Annotated in this window: 16 protein-coding genes; 14 read left to right on the top strand and 2 right to left on the bottom strand. The window is 65.6% G+C overall.

Annotation, left to right across the window (positions count from 1 at the left end):
• The first annotated feature begins 3 nt into the window (after nucleotides 1–3).
• From AQ12_RS14955 to AQ12_RS14890, 14 genes are read left to right on the top strand one after another with little or no spacing between them, the layout of a single operon-like run.
• Nucleotides 4–543: a prepilin peptidase gene (locus AQ12_RS14955; protein ID WP_048440733.1), complete on the top strand. Its 540-nt coding sequence runs from the start codon at nucleotides 4–6 to the stop codon at nucleotides 541–543.
• Nucleotides 544–563: 20 nt separating this feature from the next.
• Nucleotides 564–1,427 carry a Flp pilus assembly protein CpaB gene (gene cpaB, locus AQ12_RS14950; RefSeq protein WP_048440732.1) on the top strand — a complete coding sequence of 288 codons (864 nt, stop codon included), beginning with the start codon at nucleotides 564–566 and terminating at the stop codon, nucleotides 1,425–1,427.
• A gap of 19 nt (nucleotides 1,428–1,446) precedes the next feature.
• A complete protein-coding gene (locus AQ12_RS14945; protein WP_082151614.1) occupies nucleotides 1,447–2,961 on the top strand; it encodes a type II and III secretion system protein family protein in 1,515 nt (504 codons plus the stop codon).
• A 32-nt stretch (nucleotides 2,962–2,993) separates the two neighbouring features.
• Nucleotides 2,994–3,281: a hypothetical protein gene (locus AQ12_RS14940; protein ID WP_048440731.1), complete on the top strand. Its 288-nt coding sequence runs from the start codon at nucleotides 2,994–2,996 to the stop codon at nucleotides 3,279–3,281.
• Nucleotides 3,282–3,297: 16 nt separating this feature from the next.
• Nucleotides 3,298–4,578 carry a pilus assembly protein TadG-related protein gene (locus AQ12_RS14935; RefSeq protein ID WP_161799036.1) on the top strand — a complete coding sequence of 427 codons (1,281 nt, stop codon included), beginning with the start codon at nucleotides 3,298–3,300 and terminating at the stop codon, nucleotides 4,576–4,578.
• Entirely contained in the window at nucleotides 4,575–5,015 is a 441-nt protein-coding gene (locus AQ12_RS14930) for a TadE/TadG family type IV pilus assembly protein (protein ID WP_048440729.1), read from the top strand. Before AQ12_RS14935 ends, AQ12_RS14930 begins: the two co-directional genes overlap by 4 nt.
• Nucleotides 5,012–5,449 (top strand): TadE/TadG family type IV pilus assembly protein, encoded by a 438-nt coding sequence (locus AQ12_RS14925; RefSeq protein WP_048440728.1) that lies wholly within the window; start codon nucleotides 5,012–5,014, stop codon nucleotides 5,447–5,449. Before AQ12_RS14930 ends, AQ12_RS14925 begins: the two co-directional genes overlap by 4 nt.
• A gap of 22 nt (nucleotides 5,450–5,471) precedes the next feature.
• A complete protein-coding gene (locus AQ12_RS14920) occupies nucleotides 5,472–6,638 on the top strand; it encodes an AAA family ATPase (protein WP_048440727.1) in 1,167 nt (388 codons plus the stop codon).
• A gap of 28 nt (nucleotides 6,639–6,666) precedes the next feature.
• A complete protein-coding gene (locus tag AQ12_RS14915; protein ID WP_048440726.1) occupies nucleotides 6,667–8,025 on the top strand; it encodes a CpaF family protein in 1,359 nt (452 codons plus the stop codon).
• Between the two features lie 2 nt (nucleotides 8,026–8,027).
• Entirely contained in the window at nucleotides 8,028–8,999 is a 972-nt protein-coding gene (locus AQ12_RS14910) for a type II secretion system F family protein (protein ID WP_048440725.1), read from the top strand.
• A gap of 16 nt (nucleotides 9,000–9,015) precedes the next feature.
• Nucleotides 9,016–9,960, top strand: coding sequence for a type II secretion system F family protein (locus AQ12_RS14905; RefSeq protein WP_048440724.1), 945 nt, complete (start codon nucleotides 9,016–9,018; stop codon nucleotides 9,958–9,960).
• A gap of 19 nt (nucleotides 9,961–9,979) precedes the next feature.
• Nucleotides 9,980–10,873: a LytR C-terminal domain-containing protein gene (locus AQ12_RS22205; protein ID WP_053076751.1), complete on the top strand. Its 894-nt coding sequence runs from the start codon at nucleotides 9,980–9,982 to the stop codon at nucleotides 10,871–10,873.
• Nucleotides 10,870–11,112 (top strand): hypothetical protein, encoded by a 243-nt coding sequence (locus AQ12_RS14895; protein ID WP_048440723.1) that lies wholly within the window; start codon nucleotides 10,870–10,872, stop codon nucleotides 11,110–11,112. Before AQ12_RS22205 ends, AQ12_RS14895 begins: the two co-directional genes overlap by 4 nt.
• A 36-nt stretch (nucleotides 11,113–11,148) precedes the next feature.
• The gene (locus AQ12_RS14890; RefSeq protein WP_048440722.1) at nucleotides 11,149–11,403 is read left to right on the top strand and encodes a hypothetical protein; all 255 of its coding nucleotides are present in this window, start codon (nucleotides 11,149–11,151) and stop codon (nucleotides 11,401–11,403) included.
• Nucleotides 11,404–11,409: 6 nt separating this feature from the next.
• On the opposite strand, the gene AQ12_RS14885 is transcribed toward AQ12_RS14890, so the two are convergent.
• The gene (locus tag AQ12_RS14885) at nucleotides 11,410–12,864 is read right to left on the bottom strand and encodes a class I adenylate-forming enzyme family protein (RefSeq protein WP_048440721.1); all 1,455 of its coding nucleotides are present in this window, start codon (nucleotides 12,862–12,864) and stop codon (nucleotides 11,410–11,412) included.
• A gap of 48 nt (nucleotides 12,865–12,912) precedes the next feature.
• Nucleotides 12,913–13,410 (bottom strand): hypothetical protein, encoded by a 498-nt coding sequence (locus AQ12_RS14880; protein WP_048440720.1) that lies wholly within the window; start codon nucleotides 13,408–13,410, stop codon nucleotides 12,913–12,915.
• Between the last annotated feature and the right edge of the window lie 14 nt (nucleotides 13,411–13,424).

The raw sequence follows: 13,424 nt of genomic DNA, 5'->3' as shown, positions 1-13,424 counted from the left end.
ACCGTGCCCTCCGATCTGTTCCACTGGCTTTCGTTCGCAGCCGCCGGCGCCATGCTGGCAGCTGCGGCCTGGAGCGATGCACGCTACCGCCGCATTCCCAACAGCGTTGTGCTGGCGGGCTGTGCGGCGGCGCTGGGCCTGTCGATGGCGCCGGGCGGTATCGGTCCGGGTCATGCGCTCGCCGGCATGGCGACCGGATTCGCGGCGCTGTTGCCGATGTACCTGATGCGCGTCACCGGCGCAGGCGACGTCAAGCTGATGGCAGCGACGGGTGCGTTTGCGGGCTTTCCGGGCGCAGTCGGTGTGGTGCTGCTGACGCTGGTCGCCGGGGGCGTGCTGTCCATTGCCTATGCGCTGTACCTGCGCCAATCCGGCGCCGTGTTTCGCAACCTGCGCACTGCTCTCATCCTTGTGATGGCCGACATAGGCGCTCGCAGGCTGCCGCGCGCGGACTCGCTGCCCACCGTGCGGGCCCGTATTCCTTATGCCCTGGCGATCGCCACTGGCGCGATCGTGCATAGCTGGCTCGTCAACGCCAGATAAGAGCCGAACTGGAACTCCCCATGAAAAACACAAGACCGCTGCTTGTCATCCTGGTGTCGGTGATCGTCGGCGCCATCGCCGTGGCCATCGCCGCCCGATGGGTCGCCATGCAGGCCAGCGTCGCCACCGCGCAGGTGGTGGTTGCCGCGCGCGACCTGGAGGTCGGCACGCGCCTGCGTCCCGATATGGTCCAGGTGGTGGACTGGCCCGCTGGCGCGGCACTCAAGGAGCCCTTCGACACGGTCGCCAAGGTGCAGGACCGCGTGCTCAACACGCAGGTGCTGCGCGGCGAGCCCATCGTCGCGACCAAGCTCGCGAATCCCGGCGAGAAGGGCGGGCTTTCCGCCGTGCTTGAACAGGGCACGCGCGCCATCACGGTCAAGGTCAACGAGATCGTCGGTGTCGGCGGTTTTGCGCTGCCGGGCAATTACGTCGATGTGATGGTCAATACGCCCGACGATGCGAATCGTCCGGTTTCCAAGATCGTGCTCGAACGCATCCTCGTGCTGGCCGTCGCCCAGGACGTGAGCACCGGTGACAGCAAGCCGCGCGTCGTGAACGCGGTGACCTTGCAGGTGACACCGCAGCAGGCCGAACAGATTGACCTCGCCCGCAGCATCGGCTCGCTGTCGCTTGTGCTGCGCAGCCAGCTCGACAAGGGCTCGTCGGCCACCGCCGGGGCCCGCAAGAGCGACCTGCTCAATGGCAAGTCCGTGGTGACTGCGGTTGTCGCGAACGCGGCGCCAGCAGCGCCGGCGGTTGCAGCCCGCCCGGCCGTTGTAGCGCCACGCCCGGTGCGCAAGGCGGTCGCTGTCGAAACGCCGCCCAAACCGGCCGAAGACAAGCTGGAAGTGATCCGCGGCCTGAAGAAATCCGTCGAATGACGCCCACACCGAGCACACGATGAACACCTGCCAACAACCCATCTTTGCGCGCCGCGGCACCGCGGTTCTTGCAGCCCTTGCCTGCGCATCACTGCTTGGCGCGACCAGCGCTGCCGCGCAGGCTGTACCGAAGCCCGCCAAGGCGGCATCGGCGGCTGCGCCTGCAACCGCGCCTGCTGCCGCTGAAGCGGCAAAGGCACCGGTGTCCATTTCCGTCGGTCCGCAGAGCGCGCAATTCACCGCGCCCACCGAGGTCGCGCCTGCAATGCGCCTGACCGTAGGTAAATCAGCGGTGGTGCGGTTGCCGGGCGATGCCACGCGCCTGTCCATCGGCAATCCCGAGATCGCCGATGTGATGCTGATCAACCCGCGCGAGGTGTACCTGCTCGGGCGCAAGTCCGGCTCGACCAATGTGTTCGTCTGGACCAAGTCCGGCCGCACAACCATCATGGACGTGCTGGTCGGACTGGACACGGCCACGCTCAAGACCCGCCTGGCTGAACTGGTGCCCGGAGAGCTGGCAATCACCGTCGAGTCCCTCGGTGATTCGGTGGTGCTTTCGGGAAGCGTGAGCGACCCTATGCGAGTGCAGCGGCTGGTCTCGCTGGCCGAGGTGTACAGCGGCGGCAAGAAGGTGATCAACCTGCTATCGGTGGAGGGCTCGCAGCAGGTCATGCTCGAAGTCAAGGTCGCGGAAGTTTCCAAGACACTGATCGACAAGCTCGGCGTGGAGTTCGACCTCACGCGCACCAGCGGCAACACAAGCTTCACGCTGCTGACCCAGCTGCTGAGCGGCGCGGCCAACTCGGTCACAGGCACCCGAGCCAACGGACGCACTGCCATCTCGCTGGACGCAGAAGTCAAGAACGGCCTGGTCAAGATCCTGGCCGAGCCCACCATCATGGCGATGAGCGGACAGGAAGGCGCGTTCCTGGCCGGCGGCCGAATCTACATCCCGGTGCCGCAAAGCAACAGCTCGGGTGGCAGCGGCGTCACGCTGGAAGAAAAAGAGTTCGGCGTCGGCCTTCGCTTCACGCCCACGCTGCTGGAGGGCGGACGCATCAACCTGCGCGTGACGCCGGAAGTCTCCGAGCTGTCGCAGATCGGGACGCCGATCACCACGCTCGGCGGCCAGACCAGCATCTTGCCCACCATCACCACGCGTCGCGCCTCCACCACCGTGCAGCTGCGTGACGGCGAGAGCTTTGCGATCGGCGGGCTGATCAAGAACAACGTCACCGAGAGCATCAAGGCCTTGCCCATGCTCGGCGAGTTGCCCGTGCTCGGAGCGCTGTTTCGCAGCAGCGAATTCCAGACCGACCGCTCCGAGCTGATGTTCATCGTCACGCCGCGCCTGGTCAAACCCCTGCCTGCGAACTATGCAATGCCCACCGACAGCTTCGTGCCGCCATCGCGATCGGACTTCCTGCTCGGCGGGCGGATGGAAGGCGAGGGCAGGACGCGCGTGCCCCCACCTGCACCGGCTGCCCCACCTGCAGCGCCTGCGCAGCCGGGCGGCTTCCAGCTCAAGTGAACGGCCGGTCCTCACACATTCAAGGAATCAACATGCGAGTCTTCATCCTCCTGGGCGCGGCTTCGGTGCTGGCCGCTGGTTGTGCAGTGCCGACCACAGCTGTCGATGCAAACTTTGGGCAGGCGCTGATCGGCGCGCGCGCTGCCCAGGTCGTCGATCCTGATGCGCCTTCGCGTGCGCGTCCGGCCCTTCGATCCGACGGCCAGGCGGCCAAGTCGGCGATCGACCGCTATCAGAAGTCGTTCGACGTTCCGCCGCCACCGGTGAATGTGCTGAACATCGGCATCGGGTCTGGCGGCTCGGGCGGCGGTTCGCAATAAGGCGCTTCGCATGCGCATGACCAGACCATCGGCACAGCGTTCATGGCGCGCTGCTCGCGGCGAGCGTGGCGCGATCGCCGTGGTCGTCGCGTTCTCGCTGGTCGTGCTGGTCCTGATGCTGGGCCTGGTGCTGGATCTCGGCCACCTCTATGTGACCAAGTCGGAGCTGCAAAACGCCGCCGATTCGTGCGCCCTCAGCGCGGCGCGCGAGCTCAACGACCTGGGCGTCGGCGCACTCGAGCGCGCCACGGCGGCAGGCCGCACGGCCGGCAACCGCCACAGCATCGACCTGCAGGCAGTCAGCCTTCGGGCAGAAGGCGCTGGCATCCAGGAAGCCGACGTCACATTCAGTGAAACCCTGGACGGAACCTATCGCCGCGAGATCACAGCCACCACCAAGTACGTGCGTTGCGCACCGCGCGAAAGCAACGTGAAGAGCGTTGCGCTCTGGTTCATGGGCGTCGCCGGTCTGACCGACTGGAATCTCAGCGCGCAGGCCGTCGCGCGCACGGTGGGAGGGCAAGGCCCTTGCGCCATCCCCGTTGCCGTGTGCAGCGCTGTCACATCGTCCACGCCCAACCTCGGGTTCACCACTGGCACCTGGTACACGGGGCGGCTGGCATCCGGATCCGCCGTGCAGGGCAATTACGACTGGGTCCGCTTCTCGGGGCAGGGCTCCTCTGACCTGGGTGAGGTGCTGGCCGGGCAGGGCATGTGCGACGTAGGACCGGCACTGGTCGATGTGGAACCCGGCATTTCGGGCGGCACGGCGCAGGCGTGGAACACCCGCTTCGGCTTGTACTCGGGGCGCTGGAACGACATCGACCTGTACCCGCCGGACCGCACCGGTTGGGCCTACACCGGCAACCGCCTGGACAACAAGGGCAACACGCTGCCGGGCAGCTGGCCGCAGGCCGCGCCACAGAACGCGTATCCCGACTATGTGACGCGCAAGAACACCACGCACGACCCGTACAACCCCACGGCACTGCTCGACGACAACGGCAAGCCTTCCGTGCTGCCGGGCAATCCTTCGCCGCTGGACCGGGCGCTGCATGGAACCAAGGGACAGGACAGGCGCATGGTGTTCGTGCCCGTCATCAGTTGCAGCGGCTGGGCGCCCAACAAGAAGAACATGGATGTGATCGACTACGCCTGCGCTTTCATGCTCTCGCCGATCAACGATCCGACAACAGACGTCCAGCTCGAATTCCGCGGGCTGCTCAGCAAGGGCGCGTGCGCCACCTCGGGAATCCCGGGCAACTTCGGCCCGCCTGTGCCGGCGCTAGTGCGATGAAACAGGCCGCAAATCCATCTCGCTCGATTCGCGGTGTCGCCTCGGTCGAACTGGCGGTGCTGCTGATCCCGCTCGTCATCATGGCTTTCGGCATGGTCGAGCTGGGCCGCGCGTTCTACCACTACAACGCGCTGGTCAAGTCCGTGCGCAATGCATCGCGTTACCTCTCGATGCACCAGCGCAATGAGGTCAATGCGCAGGCGCGTTGCCTGGCTGTGCACGGCAACACCAGCTGCGGCGGCGATCCGCTCTTGGCGGGGCTGGAAACCGGCATGGTCGCGATCGCCTACGAATCCGCCGTGCCTACCGGACACGGCTCCATCGACCTGGTGACAGTGACCATCTCGGGCTATCCGTTTTCGACGCTCACGTCCATGCCGGTGGATGCGATGCGGTTCGGCGACATCTCGAGCACGATGCGGCAGGGGGCCTCATGAAGCGGTCTCGTGGAGCTGTCGCCGTGGAGTTCGCGCTGGTGGTGACCGTGCTGTTGCTGCTGCTGTTCGGCCTGATTGAACTGGGCCGCGCGATCTTCAAATGGAACTCGGCCACCGAGGCCACGCGTGTTGGCGCTCGAATGGCTGCGATCTCGGCGGTCGGCGACAAGGCGGCAGTGCTGGGCGCGATGAACACCATGATGGCCGGCGAACTGCAGGAGGCCAACGTCGAGCTCGACTACTCCGTCAATGGCGTCACTTTCGGCAACGGCATCTGCATCCGCGGCACCTGCCAGTTCGTGCGGGTGCGCATTGCCTACACCTACCGGCCCGCGTTCATCCTGTTCCAGCCGGCCATGAGCCTGCTGCCCGAAACCATCACCATGCCTTCGTTCGCGACGACCTTCCCGGTCGAGGCGCTGGGCGGCGGCTAAGCCAGAAATCGAGCCATCCCCCATGAAAGCCATCCTGATCTGCGCAAGCCAGGGCCTGCTCGACGAGCTGGGCCGCGCCGTCCAGGCTGCCGGCCACCAGGTCGCGCATGCCATCGTTCGCAAGCCCGGCGAGGCGCTGCAGACGCTTGTACCCGACGAAGCAGTGGACCTGCTGGTGATCGACAGCGGGCGGGCGCCTCAGGGTGACCTCGACTTCCTGGCGCGGCTGACGCAGGCGCGGCCTGCGCTGGCGGTCGTCATGCTGAGCGGCAACCGCGACTCCGATCTGCTGATCGCCGCGATGCGGGCCGGCGTTCGCGAAGTGCTGCCTGCGCAACCGGCCGCTGCCGAATTCGCGGCTGCGCTCAGCCGGCTCAACCAGCGCAAGCCCGACGAGCCCGCAGGTCGGCGTGGCCGCGTGGTTGCCTTCATCTCCTGCAAGGGCGGCAGCGGCGCGACGTTTGTCGCGACCAATGTCGCCTACATGCTGGCGGCGGAGCAGGGCAAGTCCACGGCGCTGATCGACCTGAACCTGCAGTACGGCGATGCGTGTTACTTCATGACCGATCGCCCCGGCAAGTCCAACCTGGCGGACCTGGCGCGCCAGGTCGACCGGCTCGATGCGCGCCTTCTGGCTGCGAGCATGACGCAGGTGGCGCCGCATTTTGACCTGCTGGCCGCGCCCGAAGAGGCAGAGGACGCGCTGTCGATCACCGGCGCGCAGATCGAGCGGGTGGTCGATCTGGCGGCGCACATCTACGACTTCGTGGTGCTGGACGTCGAGCGCGTGCTCGACGCGCCATCGATGAAGGGACTGGACCACGCCGACACCATCTATCTCGTGATGGAAAACATGATTCCGTTCATGCGCGATGCACGCAGGCTGCTGCGCATCCTGCGTTCGCTGGGCTACCCGGACAGCAAGATCAGGATCGTGGTGAACCGCTATCGCAAGGATGGCGCGATCGACCTGGAACAGGTCGAAAAAGTGGTGGGCCTGCCGGTGTCTCATGTGCTGCCCGACAGTTTTACCGACGTGGCGCAGGCGGTGAACACCGGCGTTGCCCTCACCACGCTGCATCCGCATGGCGCGGTGGCCAGGGGCTTGCGCGAAATCGCCGAATCCCTGGGCGGGAAACACATCGCGCGCGGACCTGCCGGCTGGGTCGGCCGCCTGCTCGGTGAATGAGCCAGCGAGAACTCAAAGAGGAACCAACATGACACTGCGCGACACCCTGGAACAGAGGCAGACCGACAACGCAGCCGCTGCATCCGCGCAGGCCGCGCGCGCCGCCCCGCCAACGCGAGCGGCTGCGCAGATCAAGGCCCGCATCCACTCCGAGATCTTGCGGCAGGTCGACCTGCGCACCATGGAGAACATGACGCCCGAGCGTCTTCGCCAGGAGCTCACGACCCTGGCCGAGCGCCTGCTGGACGAAGACCGCGCGGCGCTCAACGACACCGAGCGCCACCAGATCGTGGAGTCGATCCAGAACGAGATGATGGGCCTGGGCCCGATCGAGCCGTTGCTGGCGGACCCGACGGTGTCCGACATCCTGGTCAACGGTGCGAACAAGGTCTACGTGGAACGGCGCGGACGGCTGGAGCTCACCGACGTGCGCTTTGACAGCGACCAGCACCTCATGCGCATCATCGACAAGATCGTCTCGCGCATCGGCAGGCGCATCGATGAATCCAGCCCGATGGTGGATGCGCGACTGCCCGACGGTTCGCGTGTGAATGCCATCATCGCGCCGCTGGCCATCGACGGACCGGTGCTGTCGATACGCCGCTTTGCAGTCGTGCCCTACACGATGCAGGACATGATCGGATTCGGCACGCTCACAGCCGAGATGGCCGACCTGATCGCGGGTCTGGTCAAGGGCAGGGTGAACCTGCTGATCTCGGGCGGCACCGGCAGCGGCAAGACCACGCTGCTGAACGTGGTGTCTTCGGCGATCCCGCCCAATGAGCGAATCATCACCATCGAAGATGCCGCTGAACTGCAGTTGCAGCAGCCCCATGTGGTGCGCCTGGAAACGCGGCCCCCCAACATCGAGGGCAAGGGCGAGATCAACCAGCGCGCGCTGGTGCGCAACAGCCTGCGCATGCGGCCTGACCGCATCATCGTGGGCGAAGTTCGTGGCGCTGAAGTGCTGGACATGCTGCAGGCCATGAACACAGGCCATGACGGCTCCATGACCACGATCCATGCCAACTCTGCACGCGACGCGCTCACCCGCCTGGAGCACATGCTCGGCATGACGGGCATGCAGGCGGCGCCCCGCACCATGCGCCAGCAGATCAGCTCCGCGCTGTCGGTGGTGATCCAGACTGCGCGCCTGTCGGATGGCAAACGCAAGATCACCAGCCTGCAGGAAATTTCGGGCATGGAAGGCGACGTGGTGACCATGCAGGAGATCTTCCTGTTCGACCAGACCGGCGTCGCGCCTGACGGCACTGTGCAGGGGCGGTTTCGCGCCACGGGCATCCGGCCCAAATTCGCGCAGCGCCTGCGCACTCGCGGCATCGCCTTGCCCGACGACCTGTTCGACCCGCAGCAAGGGGCAGTCTGATCATGGACACCACCTTCCTGCTCTTTGTGGTGCTCGGCTTTCTGGCGGTGGTCATGCTGCTCGAAGGCCTGTACCTCACCTGGAATGCCTATCGCGGCCCCGAGGCCCGCCGCATCGAGCGTCGCCTGCAGGTGCTCTCGGCCGGTGACAGCGCCGTGGATGCGCCGCTGCTGCGCAAGCGCCTGCTGAGCGGCGTGCCCGCGGTCGAGCGAATGCTGCTCTTGCTGCCGCGCGTGCATGTGATGGACCGGTTCCTGCTGCAGTCGGGGATGGGCATCACGGTCGCGGCTTTTCTCCTGGTGACCGTGGTGCTGATGGTTGCGGGTGGCGCGGTAGCTGCTCTGGCGGGCCTGCCGCTGGTGGTGGTGATAGCCGCAGCCGTCGTGCCTGCGATTGTGTGGATTGGCTATGCGCAGCGCATGCGGCTGGCTCGCATGCGGCAGATCGATCAGCAGCTGCCCGATGCGCTGGACCTGATTGCGCGGGCGATGCAGGCGGGCCATGCATTCACCAGCGCGCTGCGCCTGGTCGGCACCGAGGGACCGCAGCCGATCGCGCAGGAATTTCTCGCGGTGTTCGACGAGATCAATTTCGGCATTCCATTGGACCAGGCGCTGGGCAACCTCGCCTCGCGCGTGGCCAGTAGCGACTTGCGCTTTTTCGTCGTCGCCGTGCTGATACAGCGCGACACCGGCGGCAATCTTGCGGAAATCCTGGGCTCGATCTCGACCTTGATCCGCGATCGCCAGAAGCTGGTGGGGGCGGTGCGCGTGCTGTCGGCCGAGGGCCGCATCTCTGCGTGGATTCTTTCGCTGCTGCCGTTTGTGCTGGCACTGGCCATCACCTTCGTCAACCGCCAGTTCATCGCTTCACTGTGGACCGACCCACTGGGCGTTCGCATGGTCAGCGTTGCACTGGCCCTGATGGCGCTGGGCATCTGGTGGATGTGGCGGATGGTGAAGATCCGCATCTGACACGAGGAGACACAACATGAGCTTTTCACATTCCCTGTTTCTCGTGCTGGTCTTTGCGGTGGTCGTCGCCATCACGTGGGTTGCCATCCGGCAACTGGTGCCCAGCACGGTGCAGCGACGCGTGGATGCACTGGCCGACGGTCCCACCCAGGCCAGCGCCCAGGGCGTTTTCGACGGCTTGCCCAAGGTGCTTGCGCGCCTGCTCCAGCCGCTGGCGCGAGCCTCCTTGCCGCAGCAGGCATGGGAGAAAACGCCGCTGCGCGTGCGCTTCTACAACGCTGGCCTGCGCGGCGTGGCCGCACCTGTGGTTTATTTCGGCGCGAAGACACTGCTCACGTTTGCATTGCCGGTGCTGCTGATGGTTGTGCTCTGGTTTTCAGGCGCAAAGCTGACCACGACACCGCTGCTGGTCTCGCTGCTGCTGCTGGCCGGCATCGGCTACTACCTGCCCAATGCAGCCCTGGCCCACATGATCAGCCGCCGCCAGCGCGAGCTGTTCGAAGCGTTCCCGGACGCGCTGGACCTGATGCGCGTGTGCGTCGAGTCGGGTCTGGGCATGGACGCAGCCATCGACAGGGTGGGACGCGAGATGGCGCTGGAGAGTCCGGCCCTGTCCGAGGAGTTCCACCTGGTCAGCCTGGAACTGCGCGCCGGTGCGTCACGTGCCGATGCCCTGCGCAGCCTGGCACTGCGGGTGGCGCTGGAAGACATTGATGCGTTGACCTCGATGCTCGTGCAGGCCGACCGGTTCGGCACCAGCGTCTCCGAGTCGCTGCGCGTGCACTCCGGATCGCTGCGCAACAAGCGGCGCCTCATCGCCGAGGAAGCGGCGGCCAAGCTGCCCGTCAAGTTGCTGGTGCCGCTGATTTTTTGCGTTTTTCCTGCGTTGCTCACCGTGCTGCTCGGCCCGGCCGTGATCAGCGTCTATCGCATCCTGATTCCGCGTCTGGCGGGGCAGTAAGCACTTCACGGAGGTTTCCATGTTGACCATCAGAACCACTGCCGCCGCTGCAGCCGCCGTTGCTGCCGCCGTCACTGTGATTGGCTGCGCGGCGCCGCCGCAGCAGCAGGCGACCGCACCGTTCGTGCGCCCGGTCGAGTCGGTGCGCCACGGCATGGACGCCGACACGCTCTATCGAACGGGCCGCTACCTCCAGGGACAGCAGCGCTTCGAGCAGGCAGAAGATACGTATCGCCGCGCGCTTGATGCGCAGCCCACGCATGTGGACGCGCTCAATGCGCTGGGCGTGATCTATTCGCTGCATGGCCGCGCCGCGCTGGCCGAGCAGTCGTTTCGCCTCGCGATCAAGGCCGATCCGCAGGCTGCGCGCGTCCACAACAACCTGGGCTACCACCTGATGCGCGAGGGTCGGGCTGCCGAGGCCATCGCGTCCTACGAACGCGCGCGCGAACTCGAGCCGGGCAATGCGGGCATCGCCTCGAACCTGGCGAGCGCACTGGCGACGGTCAAGATGCCAGCGCAGGCCCCGGCGCTGGCGGCCGTGCCTGCGCCACCAATGCCTGCGCCGCCAGTGCCTGTTGTTTCGGTGAGCCCTGCGCCGACGCAGCGCATCGAGATCGCCAACGGTCACGGTGCGCCCGGTCTCGCAAGGCGCGTCTGGAGCGCGGTCCGCCAGGATGACGCGCAGGCACGTTTTGCCAACGACAAGCCCTATGGCGTCGCTGTCTCACGCATCCAGTACGTCGCAGGCGGCGAACGGCTCGCGCGCGATATCAACGCGAAGCTCGCGACGCCGCTGCCGCTGGTTGCGGTGGCATCGCTGAAGCGGGACGCGCGCGTTCGCGTGCTGCTGGGCAAGGATTTTTCTCAAGGCGCTATTGCCATTTCATCCACCACAAGGAGCCACTCATGAACACACACCTCATCGAAACCGAGAATCTTCCGATCTGGACCGTATCGGCCATGATCGTCGCGCTGCTGGCACTGGTCGTGGCCTTCGCGAGCATCTATCGCACGCACATCGTCATTGTGGGCACGCAGTCGCAGGTGCTGACGCTCAACAAGAAGATCGAGGAGCTGAGGTCGCGCAGCACAGCAGCCGTGGCTGCGCCGGCACCTGCCCAGGCGCAGGTCGATCCGGCGAAGAAGTGAGGCTTGGAGACGGTGGCGCGAGACTAGAATCGCGCCATGGATCTCAATATCAAAAAGCGCGAAAACAAGCGGGAAGTCATCAACACGATGAAGGCCCGCGCCCTCGATGGCAGTGAACGCACCATCGAGGAATGCATTGCCTACGTCCGCACCCGCGGTGTAGGGGGCGAGTGGTCCGAATGGGCCGTGAACCCGCCCAACCAGTTCTGGAGCAACGGCATCTTCTGCAACCGGCTGAGCGATACCGAATTCCAGCCCATCCTGACCGAAGAAAAGCTCACGCTGATCTAGCTTTCACTAAGCGAGCTTCGCTGCAAACTGGCGCGAGAGTTCGACGCGCTGGATCTTGCCCATCTCGTTTCGCGGAATGCTTGCCACGCGCATGATGGCGAGCTTGGGCAGCGAGGGCATCGCCTGACGGCAACGCTCCCTCAATTTTCCTTCGGCTGCCTCATCGAATTGAGCACCCGCCACCACCGCGACAGCAGGCCTCGTTCGGCCGTTTGCCTCAGCCGCGAACGCAGCCAGGTCCGTCACGCCCGGCGCGCCTGCCAGTAACTCATCGATGGCAGCCGGGGATACCTTCAGTCCGCCGAAATTCATCACCTCGCGCACGCGTCCCTTGATGTAGAGAGCGCCATTGGCCTCCAGCATGCCCAGATCGCCAGGGTGGAACCAGCCACCGCGAAACGTCAATTCCGTCTCGACCTCGTCGTCGAGATAGCGGTGGATCTGACCCAGGTTGCGCATCCGTACTTCGCCCAGTTCGCCTGCGGGCACAGGCTGTCCTTCGTGGTCCACGATTTCAATCTGCACCGGCGGATGGGCGTAGCCGGTCAGGCCCGGTTTGCCATCTGCATCCGATGCGGGTGCCAGTGTGGCGGTGCCGATTTCGGTCGAGCCATAGACCAGGACCAGATTGCTTGTCAGCCGCTCGCGCGTTCGGCGATTGAGCGCATCGGACAGCACGCTTCCGGCAACGTACATCACCAGATCATCGCGGCGTTTGAAGCCCGGCGGCAAGGTGCTGAGCAATGCCTCGAGCTGTGCGGGCGAGGCGTACATCATGGTGGGTTTGTCGCGCAGGAATTGCGCCAGTATCTTGTCCGGCGTGAGCGGAGAAAGCAGCATCGTGCCCCCCGTCATCCAGCAGCCCAGCGGCCAGACAATTCCGCCTACGGACGTCACGCCCATCAGGCACTGCTCGCGGGTTTGCGGCGTGTAGGCGTAGTCTGCGCAGACCGCACTCAGGCGCTCTGCGAACTCCTGGTTGGTGAACAGAGCGAGCTTGGACACACCCGTGGTCCCCGACGACAAGACGATGCGGCCGGGTGCATCAGGCTCGTGCAGCGAGTCTTCAAAGGCTGGCAGGCCTGCGGCGTCCGATTGCAGCCACTCGCGGCTGATGTTCACCGCCCTGGCACCGGGATGCGAAATACCCGAATCGGTGATGACCACAGTGGGTTTGAGGATGGGCAGGCTGGCTGGCGCGCAACTCGTGGCCAGCAGCCCGAGACGAAACAGCGAGATGGTCACGACCCAGTGCAGGTACATCCCGGCCGTGACCACGCCCACACGGCTGTCGGTCGGCAGTTTCAGCGCCTGCAGAAGGCGTGTCGCGGTCTCGATGTCCCGGCAGAACTGCCGGTACGTGACCTGGTGTTGTGGGGTGATGACCGCCAGCGCGTCCGGCGTGGCGGCGCAGCGGGCGGAGATTGCAGCGTAGGGGGAGGGAACGGTCTTGTTGGGCATGCCCGAGGTTATACGCCACGCGCCCGGCTGTCCTGCTTGCCCAGCGGCTCAAGCCTTGGGTGCAGGCAGTGCCAGCTGCGCCGAGAGCGCGACTTTCACGCAATCCTTGATGTGTTCCTCGCCCAGGTAGCGAATGGCTGCGTAGCCCATGATCGCGGCGACCGCCTGTCCTGCAAACGGAACGTACTTGGATGCCTGCTTGATGGTGATGCGCTTGCCGGCGGCCTGCGCCATGCGGATCACGAGGTCGCGGGTGACGAGCTTGCCCACCATGACGGAGCCGACGGTGGCGACCGCTTTTTGAACCTGCTCGCGCTTGTGGGCGGGCAACTTGTCCAGCTGCGCTGGCGTAAGGCCGAACTGGGCATTGATCGCGGGGATCAGGCGCGACAGGAGGGCGGCATCGACTGCCCAGTCAAGACCGGGGATGGGCACCGCACTGGCCGCAGCGCCCACCATGGCGCGCTTGTTGAGCAGCTTTCGAGCACGCCGCACGGCGTCAGAAAGAATCGGGTTGCCGGCGGCGAGCTGTAGCGATGTGGGCATAGCCCTGAATGTGA

This window comes from Caenimonas sp. SL110 (assembly GCF_001044395.1).
Lineage (GTDB): Bacteria > Pseudomonadota > Gammaproteobacteria > Burkholderiales > Burkholderiaceae_C > Ramlibacter.
The sequence above is the reverse complement of the archived record's forward strand: the minus strand, read 5'-3'. Positions and strand labels throughout refer to the sequence as shown.

Coding starts and splice junctions, on each gene's coding strand:
- cpaB (WP_048440732.1), top strand. CDS start 564: ATGAAAAACACAAGACCGCTGCTTGTCATCCTGGTGTCGGTGATCGTC.
- AQ12_RS14945 (WP_082151614.1), top strand. CDS start 1,447: ATGAACACCTGCCAACAACCCATCTTTGCGCGCCGCGGCACCGCGGTT.
- AQ12_RS14940 (WP_048440731.1), top strand. CDS start 2,994: ATGCGAGTCTTCATCCTCCTGGGCGCGGCTTCGGTGCTGGCCGCTGGT.
- AQ12_RS14935 (WP_161799036.1), top strand. CDS start 3,298: ATGACCAGACCATCGGCACAGCGTTCATGGCGCGCTGCTCGCGGCGAG.
- AQ12_RS14930 (WP_048440729.1), top strand. CDS start 4,575: ATGAAACAGGCCGCAAATCCATCTCGCTCGATTCGCGGTGTCGCCTCG.
- AQ12_RS14925 (WP_048440728.1), top strand. CDS start 5,012: ATGAAGCGGTCTCGTGGAGCTGTCGCCGTGGAGTTCGCGCTGGTGGTG.
- AQ12_RS14920 (WP_048440727.1), top strand. CDS start 5,472: ATGAAAGCCATCCTGATCTGCGCAAGCCAGGGCCTGCTCGACGAGCTG.
- AQ12_RS14915 (WP_048440726.1), top strand. CDS start 6,667: ATGACACTGCGCGACACCCTGGAACAGAGGCAGACCGACAACGCAGCC.
- AQ12_RS14910 (WP_048440725.1), top strand. CDS start 8,028: ATGGACACCACCTTCCTGCTCTTTGTGGTGCTCGGCTTTCTGGCGGTG.
- AQ12_RS14905 (WP_048440724.1), top strand. CDS start 9,016: ATGAGCTTTTCACATTCCCTGTTTCTCGTGCTGGTCTTTGCGGTGGTC.
- AQ12_RS22205 (WP_053076751.1), top strand. CDS start 9,980: ATGTTGACCATCAGAACCACTGCCGCCGCTGCAGCCGCCGTTGCTGCC.
- AQ12_RS14895 (WP_048440723.1), top strand. CDS start 10,870: ATGAACACACACCTCATCGAAACCGAGAATCTTCCGATCTGGACCGTA.
- AQ12_RS14890 (WP_048440722.1), top strand. CDS start 11,149: ATGGATCTCAATATCAAAAAGCGCGAAAACAAGCGGGAAGTCATCAAC.
- AQ12_RS14885 (WP_048440721.1), bottom strand. CDS start 12,864: ATGCCCAACAAGACCGTTCCCTCCCCCTACGCTGCAATCTCCGCCCGC.
- AQ12_RS14880 (WP_048440720.1), bottom strand. CDS start 13,410: ATGCCCACATCGCTACAGCTCGCCGCCGGCAACCCGATTCTTTCTGAC.